At 64.5% G+C, this 17,833-nt stretch carries 15 protein-coding genes and 4 tRNA genes; 12 read left to right on the forward strand and 7 right to left on the reverse strand.

The window, feature by feature from the left end; genetic code table 11:
• Positions 1 to 162 precede the first annotated feature (162 nt).
• The gene (locus ACL02S_RS04470; protein WP_412800964.1) at positions 163 to 2,412 is read right to left on the reverse strand and encodes a solute carrier family 23 protein; all 2,250 of its coding nucleotides are present in this window, start codon (positions 2,410 to 2,412) and stop codon (positions 163 to 165) included.
• Positions 2,413 to 3,090: 678 nt separating this feature from the next.
• Positions 3,091 to 3,162: transfer RNA gene (locus ACL02S_RS04475), tRNA-Val, on the reverse strand.
• Positions 3,163 to 3,555: 393 nt separating this feature from the next.
• Here ACL02S_RS04475 and ACL02S_RS04480 point away from each other — a divergent pair.
• The 6 genes from ACL02S_RS04480 to ACL02S_RS04505 all read left to right on the forward strand — a co-directional run bounded on the left by ACL02S_RS04480 (position 3,556) and on the right by ACL02S_RS04505 (position 6,029).
• Positions 3,556 to 3,628 (forward strand) — tRNA-Gly (locus ACL02S_RS04480).
• A 48-nt stretch (positions 3,629 to 3,676) separates the two neighbouring features.
• Positions 3,677 to 3,747: transfer RNA gene (locus ACL02S_RS04485), tRNA-Cys, on the forward strand.
• A gap of 1 nt (position 3,748) precedes the next feature.
• Positions 3,749 to 3,823, forward strand: a tRNA-Val gene (locus tag ACL02S_RS04490).
• A 173-nt stretch (positions 3,824 to 3,996) separates the two neighbouring features.
• A complete protein-coding gene (locus ACL02S_RS04495) occupies positions 3,997 to 4,269 on the forward strand; it encodes a type II toxin-antitoxin system Phd/YefM family antitoxin (RefSeq protein WP_412800965.1) in 273 nt (90 codons plus the stop codon).
• Positions 4,266 to 4,514 (forward strand): type II toxin-antitoxin system RelE family toxin, encoded by a 249-nt coding sequence (locus ACL02S_RS04500; RefSeq protein WP_412800966.1) that lies wholly within the window; start codon positions 4,266 to 4,268, stop codon positions 4,512 to 4,514. The genes ACL02S_RS04495 and ACL02S_RS04500 overlap by 4 nt, the downstream gene beginning before the upstream one ends.
• 267 nt (positions 4,515 to 4,781) lie before the next feature.
• The gene (locus tag ACL02S_RS04505; protein WP_412800967.1) at positions 4,782 to 6,029 is read left to right on the forward strand and encodes a sigma factor-like helix-turn-helix DNA-binding protein; all 1,248 of its coding nucleotides are present in this window, start codon (positions 4,782 to 4,784) and stop codon (positions 6,027 to 6,029) included.
• On the opposite strand, the gene ACL02S_RS04510 is transcribed toward ACL02S_RS04505, so the two are convergent.
• Positions 5,992 to 6,933, reverse strand: coding sequence for a hypothetical protein (locus ACL02S_RS04510; RefSeq protein WP_412800968.1), 942 nt, complete (start codon positions 6,931 to 6,933; stop codon positions 5,992 to 5,994). The genes ACL02S_RS04505 and ACL02S_RS04510 overlap by 38 nt on opposite strands.
• A gap of 525 nt (positions 6,934 to 7,458) precedes the next feature.
• Here ACL02S_RS04510 and ACL02S_RS04515 point away from each other — a divergent pair.
• Entirely contained in the window at positions 7,459 to 8,529 is a 1,071-nt protein-coding gene (locus tag ACL02S_RS04515; protein WP_412800969.1) for a hypothetical protein, read from the forward strand.
• Here ACL02S_RS04515 and ACL02S_RS04520 read toward each other — a convergent pair.
• Both ACL02S_RS04520 and ACL02S_RS04525 read right to left on the reverse strand, forming a co-directional pair.
• Complete coding sequence (locus tag ACL02S_RS04520; RefSeq protein WP_412800970.1) at positions 8,496 to 9,467, reverse strand: LysR family transcriptional regulator; 972 nt, start codon at positions 9,465 to 9,467, stop codon at positions 8,496 to 8,498. The two genes, ACL02S_RS04515 and ACL02S_RS04520, sit on opposite strands and share 34 nt — an antisense overlap.
• A 79-nt stretch (positions 9,468 to 9,546) precedes the next feature.
• Positions 9,547 to 11,094, reverse strand: coding sequence for a flavin-containing monooxygenase (locus ACL02S_RS04525; protein WP_412800971.1), 1,548 nt, complete (start codon positions 11,092 to 11,094; stop codon positions 9,547 to 9,549).
• 67 nt (positions 11,095 to 11,161) lie between these two features.
• On the opposite strand from ACL02S_RS04525, the gene ACL02S_RS04530 reads away from it, so the two are divergent.
• Entirely contained in the window at positions 11,162 to 11,755 is a 594-nt protein-coding gene (locus ACL02S_RS04530) for a GNAT family N-acetyltransferase (RefSeq protein WP_412800972.1), read from the forward strand.
• On the opposite strand, the gene zapE is transcribed toward ACL02S_RS04530, so the two are convergent.
• Positions 11,752 to 12,768, reverse strand: coding sequence for a cell division protein ZapE (zapE, locus tag ACL02S_RS04535; RefSeq protein ID WP_412800973.1), 1,017 nt, complete (start codon positions 12,766 to 12,768; stop codon positions 11,752 to 11,754). The genes ACL02S_RS04530 and zapE overlap by 4 nt on opposite strands.
• A gap of 35 nt (positions 12,769 to 12,803) precedes the next feature.
• On the opposite strand from zapE, the gene ACL02S_RS04540 reads away from it, so the two are divergent.
• The 4 genes from ACL02S_RS04540 (at position 12,804) to msrB (ending at position 17,007) form a co-directional block, all read left to right on the forward strand.
• The gene (locus ACL02S_RS04540) at positions 12,804 to 13,565 is read left to right on the forward strand and encodes a pyrimidine reductase family protein (protein ID WP_412800974.1); all 762 of its coding nucleotides are present in this window, start codon (positions 12,804 to 12,806) and stop codon (positions 13,563 to 13,565) included.
• A gap of 31 nt (positions 13,566 to 13,596) precedes the next feature.
• Positions 13,597 to 15,150, forward strand: coding sequence for an alpha/beta hydrolase (locus ACL02S_RS04545; protein ID WP_412800975.1), 1,554 nt, complete (start codon positions 13,597 to 13,599; stop codon positions 15,148 to 15,150).
• Between the two features lie 70 nt (positions 15,151 to 15,220).
• A complete protein-coding gene (locus tag ACL02S_RS04550) occupies positions 15,221 to 16,567 on the forward strand; it encodes a glycosyltransferase family 87 protein (RefSeq protein ID WP_412800976.1) in 1,347 nt (448 codons plus the stop codon).
• Entirely contained in the window at positions 16,564 to 17,007 is a 444-nt protein-coding gene (gene msrB, locus ACL02S_RS04555) for a peptide-methionine (R)-S-oxide reductase MsrB (protein WP_412800977.1), read from the forward strand. The genes ACL02S_RS04550 and msrB overlap by 4 nt, the downstream gene beginning before the upstream one ends.
• Before the next feature lie 127 nt (positions 17,008 to 17,134).
• Here the strand turns inward: msrB and hemQ are convergent, their stop codons facing one another.
• Positions 17,135 to 17,830 (reverse strand): hydrogen peroxide-dependent heme synthase, encoded by a 696-nt coding sequence (hemQ, locus tag ACL02S_RS04560; protein WP_412800978.1) that lies wholly within the window; start codon positions 17,828 to 17,830, stop codon positions 17,135 to 17,137.
• Between the last annotated feature and the right edge of the window lie 3 nt (positions 17,831 to 17,833).

The following is a 17,833-nucleotide window of genomic DNA, read 5'->3' on the forward strand; positions in this document are numbered from 1 at the left end:
GCGCTCCGGCCGGTTTTCCCTCTAGTCGAACTCACTGTCAGATCCTCGGCCACCTGCCCAGAGTACGAGCGATCCGGCACACCGGACTCCGCTATCGCGTTTCCGGATACGGCGATGCCGCTCGGGACGGAATCATCCGGCCCGAGCAGCACAGCACATAGATCACATGAAATCAGAAGCGGCCGAGTGATCGGTGTCCTCGATACGCGCCAGCCCGTGCGCGGTCACCTCGATCACCCGCGCACTAGCGATATCGAAGAAGAGACCCGACACCGCGGCGCCGCGCTCGGCGACCGCCTTACGTACCGCTGGGTGGCGCTGCAGGTTCTCCAACTGCACCGCCACATTCACCATGGCGAGCTGATCGACCGGGCCGAACCCCGCCTCACGTGCCGCGACCGCCACCGGATGGCCGGCACGGAACCGCTCCAGGCTCGGCCGGGCGTGCTCTAGCCAGGCATCCACGCCGGGAACCCGCGCCTGTGCGTGCAAAGCCGCCATCGCACCACACGATGAATGTCCACACACCACGACCGAGCGGACATTCAACTCCTCTAACGCGAAACGCAACGCGGCCTCGACCGAATCATCACCCTCGGCAGGGACAAGGTTGCCCACATTGCGGACAGTGAACAGATCGCCAGGCCCGCTACTGGTGATGACATTCGGCACGATCCGCGAATCGGCACAGGTCAGGAAGAACGAATCCGGGTCCTGCCTATTACGCAGCTCGTCCAGGTGCGGTCGCACGACATGAGCTTGATTGCGGTGGTAGGCCGCGATGCCTGTCGCGATGGGGTCCTTATCCCCCTCGTCGTGACTCCACGGGGCGAGGACGTCGTCCCAGACCGATCGCGCGAGGCTGCGCGCGGGTGGCTTCGCCGTGGCCTGGGCCATTCTGGCGCCACCGATCTCCACGAAATCGACACTGCCGCCGCCGGCCCGCTGCTGACGTTCGAACGCCTCGATGGCCTCGAAAGCCGCGTGGTCGAGGAAGTCGACGGTCATCTCCACAGTGACATCGGCACCGGGAGGAATCTTGGCGAACTGTGCCGACAGTCGTGGCAGCGCGAGGAAAGTAGCCGAGCCATCGATAGTGATCAGCCAACGCTGCGTACCGGGGACCTGCTCGGCACGGATCGCGACCCGGACCACCCGCCACAACAGCAGGCCGAAGGCCAGCCCGAGGCCGATCAACACGCCCTCCAGCAGGTTCAGGAACACCACACCGAGCACCGTGACGGCATAGACCATGAGATCGCCGGTGCGGCGAGCCGACTTGATGTGGGCCAGCTTGACCAGCTGGATACCGATCACGATGAGCAGACCGGCCAGCGCGGCCTTCGGGATCTGCTCGACCACCGATACCAGCATCACCGAGAACACGAGAACCCAGACGCCGTGCAACACCCCTGAGGCTCGAGTGCGCGCACCTGCCTGCACATTCGTGGCACTGCGCACGATCACGCCGGTGACCGGCAGACCACCGACTAAACCGGAAAGCACGTTCGCCGTGCCCTGACCGACCAATTCACGATCGAAATTGGTGCGGGTGCGCGCACTCATCTTGTCCACGGCCACCGCGCACAGCAGACTCTCCACGCTGGCGATCAACGCGATGGTGAGAACGGCGAACACCACCGCCGACCAGTTACCGCTCGGCAGCTCCGGGAGCGCGATCGCATCGAACAGCGAGCCGTTCAGCACAATGCGCTCGACATCGGTCGGCAGAGCCAGCGACAACAAGGTACCCGCGACCACCGCCACCAGTGGGCCCGGCACTACGCGGACCCTGGCAGGCACATATCGCCAGCCGAGCATGATGACGATCACCACCATGCCGATGAACACACCACCACCCTGCAGCGACAGCAGCTGCTCGGGTAGCTCGATGATGTTCTGCCAGGCCGAGCTGCGGGACGAACCACCGAGTAGGACATGAACCTGCTGCAAGGCGATGGTGATGCCGATACCTGCGAGCATCGCGTGCACCACCACTGGCGCCACCGCGAGCGCGGCCCTGGCAACACGGCTGAGCCCGAGCAGAATCTGCAGCACGCCGGCGGCGAGGACGATAAAGCAGGTCATGCGCCAGCCGAATTGATTTATCGTCTCGGCTACCACAACGGTGAGCCCTGCGGCGGGACCACTGACTTGCAGGGGGGAACCGCCGAACGATCCGGCGACAATGCCCCCGATCACCGCGGCGATGAGCCCCGCGGCCACCGGAGCCCCTGAGGCGATCGCGATACCGAGCGAAAGCGGCAACGCGACAAGGAAGACCACCACCGACGCGGGAACGTCGTAACGGAGTACCTCTGTGACACGGTCGGGTAGCAATCCGGAGCCCCTCTCCGAACCCTTGGTAACAGACGGTGGCAATGGCGGGGCTATTTCATGATCGATAGCCATGATTCTCCTTCGCCGACTCGGCCGATCAGCCGAGTTCGGTTGACGATCAACATGTCCAGCAGGGCATAAGACCGCGAACCGGCATCTCGCGGTGAAGCAGTCCCGGCACACCAACGGGCCGAGAAGTAAACGAATGCGAGTGTATTGGCAAAGACTTAGCAAAGCCTGAGGAGGCTTGCGGAGCGCGCCTCACGCCACCAACAGCTCGTCACCCTCACCAGGATCTGTTGCACAGCAACCCTCGGGTCGATATCGCGACTACTCAGCGGACGCTGTCGTCGAACTTCACGATTTCGCCGACCATCAGTCAGCCGACCGAACGCTCGGGGCCGGAAGCAGCCCCACACCGCCACATCCATCGCTTGCCGGATATGCGCTACAACTGCTCCGAGCTTCGCAGCTCAGAGCTAGCATCAATAGTAAAGGCTTAGCAAAATGGAAGGAAAGGTTCTCGTCGGCACCGACACAACCGCTATTCAATTGTGATACAGATCACAAAATGTACATCGATTCGCGATACATCACCGATCCGGATGGCACGAGCGAACACATACGCAACACATGCGCAAACACCCATCGGATCCAGCTGGACACCAGCAGCCGCCGACAACGCCGAATATTCTCGGGATGTGACACAAAAAAATCCCCTCGACCACATGACATGACGAGGGGATGAGGTGGTCCCAGCTGGGATCGAACCAGCGACCTTCCGCGTGTGAGGCGGACGCTCTCCCGCTGAGCTATGAGACCTTGCGGGCGTCCGACGGGATGCCCTCCGGACGAGACGAAACACTAGCACGCGATACTGCCGGTTCACCAAATCGCCACCTGGACAGGAGCGATCCACCCGAGCCCGCGCTCGCCACCGAATCGATGGCGAGAGCGCGACTCACGAACGACCGGACCGAAACCGATTCCGGCCACCCGGGACAGCCGATGCCATCCGAACACCGTCCCGCTGCCACGCTTCGAATCGACTGCCCGGCCGATCCACATCCCCATCAACCACACGAGCCACTATCGGCACAGTGCGTAACTTACGAATTTCCCCCGCCCTACCAGCGGATTTGTACCTTTCACTGAGCGTCCGCTAATGTTTCTTCTCGCACCGCCGGGGTCGAAACAAGGCCCGGGAGGCGGAATGCGGATGTAGCGCAGCTGGTAGCGCATCACCTTGCCAAGGTGAGGGTCGCGGGTTCGAATCCCGTCATCCGCTCGAGAGGTAGGGCCAGGCAATAGTAATAAAAGCCTTCCCACCTTGCGCGGTGGAGTGGCCGAGTGGTGAGGCAACGGCCTGCAAAGCCGTGCACACGGGTTCGATTCCCGTCTCCACCTCGCGCGATTAGCTCAGCGGGAGAGCGCTTCCCTGACACGGAAGAGGTCACTGGTTCAATCCCAGTATCGCGCACCACCGGAAGCAGATAGAAAAGCTCCTGACCAAGAGAAATGGTCAGGAGCTTTTCCTGCGTTCCCGTATCTGGTCTTACATTCCTGTTTCTGGGAGGAAACAGCCATCGCAGGTAACCGAAGGTTTCCGTGGCCACTACCGCACCGGAATCCATTCCGGTATGTAACATGTTCAACATGAGTACATACAGCCTGCGGGATCTACGGAACAATCTCGGGGCCGTCGTACGTGGAGTCGCGTCAACCGGCGAGGAAGTCATCATCACCGATAGCGGTACCGAGGTCGCTGTGCTGATCAGCATGGCCGACTACGAGCGGTTGCACGAACACGCCGACCTCGCTGATGCGCTGAACTTACGCCGGAAGCGGGAAGAACCGTTCGAAAAGATGTCGATGTCGGAGATGGCGACCGCGCTGGGCATCGACCCGAGCGAGGTTCTCTCCTCGTGAGGATCGAGTTCCATCCCGATACCCTCAAACAGCTTCAGAAACTCCCCCGCGACGTCTTCGAGCCGGCGCTTCAGGCGATCATCGGGCTCAGCAAAGATCCACGACCCGCAGGCGCGAAGAAGCTCGTCGGCAGCCGGGACGACTGGCGTGTTCGCATCGGGCAGTACCGCATCGTGTACGAGATCGACGACGAGCAGCTGGTGACGATCTATACCGTCGCCAAACGTTCCGACGCCTACCGCTGACCGGCATCCAGCAGCGGCCGCCCCTTACCCGCAGAGCTACACCGATATGGATAAGACGATTCGGGACAGACAGGTCCGCGGGGCGAGAGCCCCCATGTCCGCAGCGGGAATGGTGCCGCACGACCGTCGGGTGATCTACCGCACCCACACCTGACGTGACCGATTTTTTGTCGCCGAGCAGGTCGAACGCCTCGGGACAATACTCGTCAGTATGTAGATAGGGATACGCTATATCGCACGGTGCCAGTGCGAAAAGGGGGTTGCCGCGTGACGATCAATCCAGAAACTACGCAGGGGCAGCTGCCTGATGATCACATACCCGATGATCACTCCGACCCCGAGCTGCTCGACCTACAGAACAATATCTCTTTCGAGCTCGAAGAGATCAACGAGGTACTCGGTGAGTTGATCGCGATGCGGGCCGATCACAAGGCCAAGGATGCCGAACTGCTCACGGCTCGGCTGGGAATCGGCGGCGAGAAGCCCGAAACCCTGGCTCACCTCGGCGCCCGCTACGACCTGTCCAGGGACCGCGTGCGGCAACTGCACACCAAGGCGGTCGGGCAGCTGGTCCGGATGGCGCAACGATCCGGGCATCGCGCCGCCACTGTGCTCGGTGCTCGGTATCCGCTCGACGCGGGAGACCGGGCACTGGTGCGCGCGCTCCTGGTGGAGACCTATGTGACCGATACCGATATCGCCGCGGGCGAGCTGTCGTATCTGAAGCTGCGGCTGGGCGGGCATACGGCCGAGGACGCGAAGCGGATCTCCGGATTCGTCACCCAGCGCATCGCGGTATGGCAGAAGAAGACCAACAGCCGTCTCGCCAAGCTGCACGGTGCCCAGCCTCACGAGACCAGTCAGCTGAACCCATGGATAGGGCAGATCGATTGGCCTGCTGCGCACGCCGCGGCACCGATCCCGGCTACCACAGCGCGCGCAGCGGAAAGCCATGATGGGCGCGGGCACTTCTACCTGGACAAAGTCGGCCGCGACGTATCGTTCGACTCCGGCCTGGAAGCCAGGCTGCTATGGATCCTCAATGTGAGCGGTCTGGTCGAGTCGTTCCGCGAACAGCCGGTGGCGGTCCACTACAACCTCGATGATGTCGAGCGGGTGCACTATCCGAATGCTGTCGTCCGGCTCACCGATGGCCGGGTGGTGCTGATCGACGTCGAGCCGCTCGGTCATGTCGGTTTCCATGTCAACCGTGTGAAGGCGACTGCGAGCCGCGCGTACGCACATGCCAATGGCTGGGGCTGGCTGACCTGGACCGGTAGTAGCATCGGCATCCCCGACTTGGTCAAGCGACCGGTCGGCCCGGCACGCGCACAGAAATTGGGCGAGCTGGTCGAACGAGGTCCGGTGCGCTGGGCCGAGCTGGGCGTGATACGTGCGCAGACCGGTCTGGACATACTGGATTTCCTCACGCTGGTACTTCGTAACGAATGGCGGTGGGAACGAGCCCCGTTCCGGCTCAGCGCACCACTATCGCCGCCGCGAGAAACAGGCTGAGCAGCAACATCGCACAGACAGTGGTCAACTGCCAGTGCCCGATGGTCCGATCCAGCCTGGCGATAGTGCCGCGCAGGGCTTTGTCCAGCCGGTGGTGATCGGCGATCGTCCGCTGCGCGGCGGCCAAAGCGGCAGCCTGATCCTGTGCGGCCGACTCCGCGCGTTCCAACCGAGCGGCGAGTTTCACCACCTGCTTCTGCTTATGCCGCAGCGACGTCCGGGTCAATGCCAGCGCGGTGCGCTGATTGACCAGCTCTTGGCGCTGTCTGGCGATAACAGTGGCTTGTGTCCTCGTGTGGTGTTCCCAATCGGTCACCGTGGCCCAGCCTCCTGTGCGCTCATCCCGATAGCCCCAGACGACCTCACCGCGTACCCATCCGGCAATGAACTTACGCAGTTCTACCGGCTCGCGCCGCGGCGCCGCCATCGCATGCTCGGTGTCCAGCATCCCGGTGATCGCGCGGTAATCACACGCGGCGGGCGCGAAGTCCGCGATACCGAGCGCGTGCAGATACGGCACCCAGGGGCCCGGCGGACACAGCCACAACACGTCCGTGCAGCCCGCGGCGCGTAGCTGAGCAGTATGTTCCTGAGCCAGCCCACGTTCCAACGGCCCCCGGCGGATCTCGATCGCGTACCTGCGATCGCCCTTGCGCCAGTAGACGTCTACCCGTCGCGTCCCGATCCGCCGACCCACTTCGGCTTCATCGGCCCCGTAGGCGAGCAGCCTGCCGCACAACCAGTACTCGAGCCGCCGCACATCCCACTGTGTGGCGGAACATTCCGGACACGCGCAGGCATAGCTGTTCGACGTACCACGTATCCGGCTGGAGCTATCCCCGAGACCCAGTTCGGCGAGCATCGCTCGGCGCCCGCAGATCTCCGCTCGCTGCTTCGTTCTCACGCGACCACTCCCGCACAGACACTGTGGGCCCGCGACCCACACCCTAGATCAAGAGTGCGTCAGGTTCGTTCCCCTCGCCAGCCCCATCCACTCACATCCGGGTGCACTGTGACTATCGGCATTTCCGCCGCACTCTGCGGTACAAGGACGTCCATCATGCCTCTACTACCCGATGCCAGGTCGGCGGATCGGCGATTACCGCCATGCTGTGCCACGCTCCGCCGTACCGGAACCGTTGCCCCCCGCTCCGGGATCGGCGGCGAAATACGTTGTGGCACCGGTACACGTCGGGGGCCACAACGTATTTCGGCGGGAAAACAACCGATCGCTGTGATGGCGCAGGGTTACGGACAAACCGGATCACCACGCAGTCCGGGTGTGCGCGCAAAAGTCTGTGCGCCTACGCTGCTTCGATCAGATGGATCGGTGCACACCGATTCTTCGCAAGCCACGAATGTCCAACCGGGCGGATAGAATCTGTCCGGCCGAATACGGGCTGGTCCGATACGGGGAAGTGGGTACGGGATGGAGCACGGACAGCACACCGGCGAGTCGATCGGCACACTGTTGGCGAGTGTCGCATCAGCTCTCCGAGAGGTCAGCGAGAAGCTGGACGCGGTAGCGACCCGGATGGACGGCACGCCCCTCGTGCCGAAGGAACAGTCGATAGAAGACCGGTTGGCCGCGCTGGAGGCGTGGGCGTTCCGTACCGGACAAGATATCTCGGGCCTCGACACCAGGGTCGAACGTTTGGAATCCAGCAGTGCGCACCCGCCGGTCCTGCCTTCGAATGGGGTTGCGGAGTCTCCGGCCACGCAGTATCCGGGTCCGGATGCCCGGGACGCCACTGAAACGGCACCGGCCGCATTGCCTGTCGTCGACCACGCACCTGTCGGTTCCCGATACGGCGTGCGCCCGCATAACACACCGCAGGAGTCGGTACACGCGGCACCCGAACCCGATTCCACCGCACACGCCGATTCCGCTGCGCACAAGGAATCTGCTGCACTCAGCGAACCCGCCACGGCCGCACCCGAACCGGGCGCCGCTGCCCGCAATCACTTCGCCGCGTCGGTATCACATGAAGCGGCACCGCATCGCCCTGACCTTGCGGCACGCAAACCGGGGCGAGGCTTCGCCATCCGGCCATTACATGAACCCGCCGCGACGGCTCAGTCCGAGCCGAGGAACGAACCACAGCAGACATCCGCAGGGGTGCGCGAACCCGGCGCGGCGACTGCCGCACACTCCTCGCCCGAAACCGCCACGCACAAGGACACCGTTGCCGACGCCGAATCGGACCGGGGCCACGGTCCGATCGGGAACGGGACCGCACCCGGCGACCACGATTCCGAGCTCGCCGGTGCGCATCGTGCCACCGAGGAAGACCGCGCACCGGCCGAGAATGCCCACGTCGACAAACTGCAGGCCATGCTCGATGAGCTGAAGCGGACGGCGGCGGCTCCGCTCGACCGCTCGGATATCTTCGGGCCTCCCACTGGCGACACCCCCCTGAACGGACATCGAACAGAACACGTCGACGCGCAGCACGGGCCGGTGGGCTACCGGCTCTCCAGCTCCCCGCCGAGTTCCTGAGCGGACGCGCCGTGCTGACGTTTCGATGGACGCGCCGCGGCTGCCGAATTCAGCAAGGTCTCTTGGACCAGATCGCGTAACCAGCGGTGGTCGCGGTCGGCGGTGTTACGCGGATGCCACGCTACCCCGATGGCGATATCCGGCAATGGCAGCGGGATCTCGAAGGCGCCCAACCCGATCGAGGGCAACGTAGCGGCGCTCAGCATGGCGGGCGCCGGGCAGACCAGATCACTGCCGCGCACCGCGAACAGCGCGCTGGTCAGGGTAGGCACGGTGGCCACTACCTGCCGGGTCCGGCCGTGCAACGCGAGGCGGTCGTCGATCGGACCATGTGCGCGTCCGTTGCGTGAAATGCTCAGATGTCGCGCCGAGGCGTAGGCCGCCACGGTGACCCGATCGGTGACCAACGGATGGTCGGTGGCGGCCACCCCGATCACCCGGTCGGCGAGCACTCGGCGCACCATGGTCTCCGGGTTGCTGTGGTCGATCACGCCGACCTCGAGATCGATGCGTCCATCTCGCAGTGCGGCGGCGCCTTCGAAGACGTCCGGCACAAAGCGTAGCGTTACGCCGGGCGCCTTGGCCCGCACAGCGGCCAGCAGCGGCGCGGCCAGTTCGGCGAGCACCATATCGCCCACCTGTACTGTGAAGGCTCGGCGCAGTGCCGTGGGATCGGGGGCACCGTACGGGGCCAACAGCGCACGGCCCCGCGCGACCAGTGCACTGACCTCGGAACGTAGCTCCAACGCGCGTGGTGTCGGCACCAGGGCGCGGCCCGCGCGAACGAACAGTGGATCACCGAGTACCCGGCGCAAACGAGCCAGCGTCCGGCTCATCGCGGGCGGTGAAGTGTCGAGGCGCTGCGCGGCCAAAGTCACGCTGTTGGTATCCAGCAACGCGTCCAGAGCCACGAGCAGGTTCATATCCAGCGCTTCCATCCCTGAATTATCACCAAAGCAATGACTTGATCCCGGTATTGCATGAGTGATAATCCGCCGCGCGTCTCGCCGCAGGCCGTTACGAAAGCAATTCCGCCTCGACCGAGGCTGCTTGTGCTGTCCGATCGGTACCGGATGTGTGCCGGGTGGCCAGTCCACGGTAGGAATCCGGCCGGATCCGACGGAACCACTGGGCGAGGCGAGTGCGCAGCGGTAAGCGGAACTCCAGGTCGGCGAGCATCTCATCGATATTGCGGAGAGCGAACGGAATGACCGCAGTACCGTGCGCGTGCCTGCCACGAGTATGTTCCTCGATCCGGCGCAGCCAGGCATCGATCTGCTCGTCGCGCGTCGCGGCGGAGGGTAGCCGAAGCCCGCCGGTGAGCAGTGCCGCTGTCCAATGCGCGGCGACTTCGGCACTGAGCGTACTGATCGCCGACGAGTTGTAGCCCGCGAAGGACACATTCGGAACATCCACCGGCAAGATCTGGCGGTACAGCCGAAAATTACCCTGCGCATCGGTCAACCTGTGCTGCACATGCGGGGTGAGGAAAGGCACACGTTGCTGGAAACCGGTCGCGCACACCACGATATCGGCCTGGAGCACTTGTCCGGTGGACAGCCGCACCGCAGGCGCTGCGTGTGGACCACCGTCCAGCTCGGTGACCGTCGTATCCCGGTGTACCGTGATGCGCCCACCTTCGATCTGCTCGAAGAAACCCTCCGGTACGAGGCCGCCGGCGCTCCCGGCGATCTCCTCGAATCGACCGCTCGGGACCAGCCCGAGTTCTCGTAGCCTCAGGCGTTTGACGATCAGCTCCTGCAGCAGGTCGATATTGCTCATCCGCACGGATTCCCCGAGGCTGTCCAGGAACCGATCCGGCAGGCTCGGCCGAGGGGAGCGCAAATGCGCCTCGCCGAATCGTGTCAGCAACAACCGCTCGTAGTCGATCGTCCGCGACAGCGTGCGTGGCATCTTCCACAACAGCCGCCTGGCCACCACCGAGGTGGATGCCGCGACCTCACTCACCGCGGTAGCCAGCTCGCAGGCGGATGTGCCGTAGCCGACCACGACAACCGACTTGCCGCGCACGGATTCCAGATCCAGGAACTCCGACGAGTGGCATATCCGCCCACCCGCCACACGGAACCGATCGGTACCGCGGTACTCCGGCAGCACCGGATCGCTGAACGCGCCATTGGCGATCACCAGATGGTCGCAGGCGACCCGGCTGATTCCACGATTTCCGCCGGGATTTCCACTTCGATCACGTACTTCCAGCAGCCACCCGCTGTCCACCGGATCCGCGGCGAGCACCTCGGTCTGCAGCCGTAGCTGCTCGGTCAGCCCGAAATGCTCGGCGTAGGCGGCCAGATAAGCCTGCATATGGTGTCCGTCGAGGACACGCGGGTAGTCCGAGGGCATCGGGAAGTCGGAGAAGTGGTAGGTGTCCTTGGTGTTCTGCGCGCGTAGTCCTGGGTATCGCCGGGTCACACTCCACACGCCACCGACATCAGGTGCCCGATCGAATACCTCGACCGGAAAACCCGCTTGTTTCAGGACTTTCGCGTAGGCGAGACCCGCGATACCCGCACCGATGATCCCGATGCGGCGTTCGCTCGTCATGCGCAGGAGACTACGTCGCCGACGGCACGCGGCAAAGTCGGCCGACCAGCCGGGTACGCTGCCGGACATGCGTGCGGACGAAGGAATAAGTGACCCGCCGGTTATCGTCGATCGGGCCGGGCTGTGGGACGCGGAGGCGCTCAGCGATATCGCGGCGGCCACCTTCCCGCTCGCCTGCCCTCCGGACGCGACGCCCGCCGATATCGAGACCTTCATCACCGACGTCCTGTCGAGCGAACGCTTCGGTGAGTACCTGAGCGACCCGGCTCGGGTCGTATTCAAAGCCCTTACCCGCGGTGACATCGTCGGTTACGCGATGCTGATCGGGGGCGAGCCCACGGATCCCGCGGTGGCCGAGGTGGTCGGTCCGCGCCCGGTGGCCGAGATCAGCAAGATGTACGTACTCCCCGGCCACCACGGCACCGGGGTGTCCACCGCGCTCATGCGGGCCGCTCTGGACTGGGCGCGGTCGGAGGGCTATCCGGGAGTATGGCTCGGGGTCAACCAGGAGAACACCCGTGCCCGACGCTTCTACACCAAGCACGGTTTCACCGTGGCCGGAACGAAGACGTTCACCGTCGGCAACCAGCTGCACCACGACTACGTGATGCGGCTGATCTTTCCGGACCGGCCGACCGGAAACCACACCGCACCGGGCTAGGCGGCGACTTCGAATCGCGACAGCGCGAGCAGTCGCGAGATGGCACGCAGGTACTTCTTGCGGTAGCCACCTTCGAGCATCTCGGCCGAGAAGATCTCGTCGAGCTTCGCACCCGATACCGTTACCGGAATGCTCGCGTCGTAGAGCCGGTCGGCCAGTACCACGATGCGCAGCGCCACCGCCTGATCGGTGACCGGATGCACATTCGCGATGAAAACCGACGACACCTCGGAGATCAACGCGCCGTATTTCGACGGGTGCAATGTGCTCAAGTGCTGCAGCAGGGCATCGAACTCGTCGAGCGTGGAACCCGCCGTTCCCATCGCCCGTTCGGTCAGTACCTCCGGCGAAGTCGGCTCCGGCGCAGGCGGCAGATCGCGGTGGCGGTAATCCGGCCCATCGACGCGCACCGCCTCGAAGATGGCGCCGAGCTTCTTGATCTCACGCAGGAAATCCTGAGCGGCGAAACGCCCTTCGCCCAGCTGCCCCGGCAGGGTGTTGGACGTGGCCGCGATCGAGACCCCACACGCGGACAGTTCGGTCAGCAACCGAGAGACCAACATGGTGTCGCCCGGATCGTCGAGTTCGAACTCGTCGATGCACAGCACGCTGTTATCCGAGAGCCGTTCGACCGCGTTACCGAAGCCGAGGGCGCCGACCAGATTGGTCAGCTCACCGAAGGTGCCGAAAGACTTGGGTGCGGGAGCACTGTGGAAAATCGAGGCCAGCAAATGGGTCTTGCCGACACCGAAACCACCGTCCAAATAGAGACCGGCCCCATTGACCTGCTTCTTCTTACCGAACAGGCTCTTGCGTCGCGCGGCCTTACCGATCGCGAGGACACGTCCGGCGAATTCCTCGGCTTTCCTGACCGCGGCGGCTTGGCTCGGCTCCCCCGGATCGGGGAGGTAGGAGGCGAAACTCACCTCGTCGAACATGGGCGGGGGCACCATCTGGGCGACGAGCTGATCGGCCGGAACCTCCGGGTGACGATCGACGAGGCGTTCTTGCATGGACGAAGCCTAAAGACGTGATGTGATCTGGTGTCATGCAGCGTAGTCACAATGCGATCCAGCTCACAGAGCTCAACCAGGACCACCTTCCACAGTTGTACGCCTTCCCCGAGGAACTGGACGCACCGTGGGTCCGCGCCAATGTCGTCTCCAGTATCGACGGCGCGGCTACCAGCGAAAACCTATCCGGTGGCCTCGGCACCCCCGCCGATAAGACGGTGTTCGACCTCTTGCGCGAACTCGCGGACGTCATCGTGGTCGGTGCGGGCACCGCGCGGGCGGAAGACTACGGCGGGGCGCATACCGACCCGCTCCGGCGGCGCACATTCCATGAGCGCGGTATCGGCGGTCATCCGGATGGCACACCGCCGCCGATCGCGGTGGTCACGGCGAGCGCGTCGCTGGAGCCGGATACGCGCTTGTTCACCGATACCCGGGTACCGCCGCTGATCATCACGACAGCCGCCGCCCCGGCCGAACGCACCCAGCGGTTGATCGACGCGGGTGCCGAGGTGGTCGAGGCGGGTGACTCCACGGTGACGCCCCGCGGCCTGTTGGACGCACTGGCCACACGCGGCCTGCGGCGAGTGCTGGTCGAGGGCGGGCCACGGCTGCTGGGAGAACTGCTGGAAGCCGATGTGGTCGACGAATTCTGTATGACCACCGCACCGGTGTTGGTCGGCGGCACCGCACAGCGAATCTCCCTGTCCAGGCACGAGTTCGGTACCCGGATGATCCGCGCGCATATCCTGCTGGACGACGACGGCACCATACTCACCCGGTGGACCCGTCGCTGAACCGGCTACCGAAACCTGGCAGTCTGTAGCAATGCGCTTGACTCGGGCCGCCGTGCTTGCCGCCACCCTCTCGATCGCGACCGCAGGCTGCGGTGTCGGACCCTCGGACCGTCCCGATGTCGCGGTGCAGCGCCCGCCGGTCACCGGCACGGCGACGACCTCGGCCGCCCCGGCCTCGCTACCGGACGCCCAGCTGCCCGAAACCGATCTCAGCTGGCGCGAGTGCACTCAGCCGACCCTTGACCTACTCGGGCTCGGCCCTGCCCCGACCGGGCTGGTGCTCGACTGTGCGGAGTACTCGACCCAGATCGACGCCGCGGGGACAGTGCTCGGCACCTTCCGCACCGGCGCGCTGCGGGCGCGGCTGGCACAGACTCCGACCGATGTGCCGCCGGTGGTACTCACCTCCGGTGCGGACCGATCGTCGACCGCCACCTTGGCAGGCCTGGCCATAGGAGCCGCAGGCGCGCTGCTGGCCGCCCGCCCGATCGTCGCGGTGGACCGGCGCGGTATCGGCACCTCGCAGCCGATCGACTGTCTGCCGACCGAACTCCGCCGTGGCTTGGCCGATAACGCCCAATTCGTCTCTGGTGGCGACCCGGTGGCCCGGATGGCCGAACTCAGCCAGGACGGCACCATCGCCTGCCGTGACTTCCTGCAACCCTATGAAGGCACCTTCGACACACCGCACGCCGCCGATGACATCGAACAGTTGCGCAGGCAGTGGCAGGTCGAGCACATCACACTGCTCGGCACCGGCAACGGCGCGAAAGTCGCACTCAGCTATGCGCGCAAATACGGCGACCACCTCGCCCGTCTGATCCTCGACTCCCCCGAGCCGGTCGACACCGACGCCGTCACCAGCACCGAACACACCGTCCGTGGCGCCGAGGCCGCGCTGACCGCGTTCGCACAGCGCTGTGTCGGCATCGATTGTTCACTCGGTACCGACCCGCGCGCGGCGATCACCGACTTGGTGCGCCGGGCCGCGGCAGGCGAGCTGGGTGATATCTCGGCGAACGCAGTACTCACCGCGCTGTCGGGTTTCCTTGGTAACCCGCGCGGCGACCAAGCCGACCGGATCGGTGAGCTGTCCGACGTGCTCGCCGCGGCCGGGCGCGGCGAGCAGGGGCCGTTGCGCGACTCGATCGCGCGTGCCTCCGCCGCGACCGAGAACGACGGCCAGTTCGTCAACCGGTGCACCGACTCCTCCCTGCCACCGACTCCGGGCAAAGTCACCGAACTCATGGATACCTGGGCGGCCGAATATCCGGTATTCGGCGAGGCGGCGGCCATCGCACTGATGAAATGTGCCGCCTGGCCGGTATCGGCCGCACCGCAGCTGCCCGAGCAGCTGGACATCCCGGTGCTCGTGCTCGGCGGGGTCGCTGATCCGGTGGTCGGCAACACCGGTCAATCGTCGGTGACCGGCGCACTCGGTGCCGCGGGCGCCCGATACGCGGCGCTCACCTGGCAGGGCTTCGGTCATCCTGTGGTCACGCACTCCGACTGCGCGCAGCGAGCGGTGCTCGGCTATCTGAGTGATGGCACACTCCCCGCCGACGGCACCGCCTGCCCGGCCTGAACCAGGGGCCTGCGGCGCATTCGGCAGGTCCCGACAACTACCTGTAACCGATTCGGTGTACCGTGCCCAAGTGCTCCTTCGACAGCTCGAGCCCCGAACCGCTCGCACCACCGCCGAAGTGATCAAGTTCGCACTCTGGCCCTTGGCGGTCATGACCGTGCTGAACCGGGTCTTCATCAAAGCTGTCAACGGTTTCATCACCGATGACTACAGACCTGTCTATCAGGCATCGCTCGACTTCCTGAACGGCAGGCCGGTCTACACCGCGAACTTCGACTCGGTGGACCCGCACTATTTGTATCCACCCAGCGGAACCCTGATCATCGCGCCGATAGCGGCGATCGACTACGAGAAATCTCGCTTGCTGTTCATCGCACTGAACGCCATCGCGATCCTCATCGCGTGGTATCTGTTGCTGCGATTGTTCCGGTACACGCTGAACTCGGTCGCCGCGCCCGCGCTGCTGCTGGCGATGTTCCTGTCCGAGACCGTCATCAACACCTTGGTGTTCACCAATGTCAACGGATGCGTGCTGCTGGCCGAATTGATCTTCATCCATCTGCTGCTGAAACGACGAGATCTCTGGGCAGGTGCCGTACTCGGGTTGAGTATCGCGGTGAAACCGACACTGGCACCGCTGCTGTTGGTGGCGCTGGCACGCAGGCAGTGGAAGGTGCTCATCACCGCGCTCGGCGTTCCGGTGGCATTGACCGCGATCGCTTGGCCGCTGTCGCAGGACCCGGAGAAGTTCTTCACCCGCACCGGCCCCTATCTGCTCGAAACCCGCGACTACTTCAACAGCTCGATTGTCGGCAACAGCGCGTACTACGGCCTGCCGCTGTGGCTGTCCTGGGGCATGCGGGTGCTGTTCGTCGTGCTGGTGCTGCTGTCGCTGTGGCTGCTCTACCGCTACTATCGCGATGACGAACTGTTCTTCGTCTGCACCTCCTCCGGGGTACTACTGACCGGCTCGTTCCTGCTCAACGGGCTGGGGCAGATGTACTACTCGATGATGCTGTTCCCGTTCCTGATGACGGTGATGCTGCGTAACTCGGTACTGCGCAACTGGCCGGCCTGGCTGGCGATTTTCGGGTTCATGAGCTACGACAAGTGGCTGCTGGACGATTGGCAGCATATCGGGCGCAATCTCGAGTACCTGCGCATCACCTTCGGCTGGGGTCTGCTGCTGATCGTCGTATTCTGTGTGCTCGGCGACCGCTATCTGGCCGCGCGGCGGGAGAACCGGCTGCTGTTCGGGATCGATCCGGCATGGATGAATTCTGCTCCTGACCCGCGCGGCGAGAAGCCACAGCCACCCGTCGCAACTCCCGCTCCCCCCGGCACGACCGAAGCAGGCCGACCCGAGCAGAGTTCTTCGGAGCCGGTGCGGGAGGACCGTATTAGCGTGGAGCCATGAGCTCCGAAGCCGATACACCTCCCTCCGCGCCACGGATCCAGCTCTCCCCACAAGAGTGGCGGCTGAAGCTGAGCGCCGAGGAGTACGCGGTGCTGCGGGAGGCCGCCACCGAACGTCCGTTCACCGGCGAGTACACCGATACCACCACCGAAGGCAGGTATATGTGCCGGGCCTGCGGTGCCGAGCTGTTCCGCAGTAGCGAGAAGTTCGACTCGCATTGTGGCTGGCCGTCCTTCTTCGATCCAGCCACTTCCGATGCGGTGCTGCTCCGGCCGGATGAATCGCTCGGTATGCGCCGAGTCGAAGTACTGTGCGCGAACTGCCACAGCCATCTCGGCCATGTATTCGAAGGCGAGGGCTACCGCACTCCCACCGACAAGCGCTACTGCATCAACTCCATCGCCCTGCGACTGCACCCCTCGAACAGCGCGGCGCGATAGCTCCCCGGCTCCAGGGCGGCAGCCGATCAGCTCGCCTGGAACAGCGCGCAACGACAAAGGCCTGCGCGCTGTGGGGTAACCGATCGGTTATCCCACAGCGCGCAGGCCGAGTCGAGGCGGAGCCGGATCAGGGCAGACTGGCGATCAGTTTCCCGATATCCACCCGGGGACCGGTGAAGAACGGGATTTCTTCACGCACATGCCGCCTGGCATCAGTGGCCCGCAGATCGCGCATCAGATCGACGATACGATGCAGTTGCGGTGCCTCGAAGGCAAGGATCCACTCATAGTCACCGAGCGCGAACGAACTGACCGTGTTCGCCCGCACATCCGCGTAGCCACGTGCGGCCTTACCGTGTTCGGCCAACATACCGCGCCGCTCGTCATCGGAGAGCAGATACCACTCGTAGGAGCGGACGAACGGGTACACGCAGATGTAGTCGCCCGGCTCCTCACCCGCCAGAAATGCCGGGATGTGGCTCTTGTTGAACTCGGCGGGACGGTGCAGGGCCGCCACGCTCCATACCGGAGCGCTTGCCCGGCCCAGCTCGGTGGTACGGCGGAAATCCGCGTACGCGGCCTGCAGATCCTCGATACGTTCGGCATGCGTCCAGACCATGAAGTCGGCATCGGCACGCATCCCGGCGACATCGTAGAGGCCACGCACCACGACATCACGCTCGGCGAGTCCGTCGAAGAACGCGGTGGCCTCCTTGATCGCGGCGTCTCGATCCTCGCCCAGTGCCCCCGGCTGCACCTGGAATACCGAGAACATCAGGTAGCGAATGGTGGAGTTGAGGGCCTGGTAATCGAGTCGCGCCATAGT

Source organism: Nocardia spongicola, from assembly GCF_047200775.1.
Taxonomy (GTDB): Bacteria; Actinomycetota; Actinomycetes; order Mycobacteriales; family Mycobacteriaceae; genus Nocardia.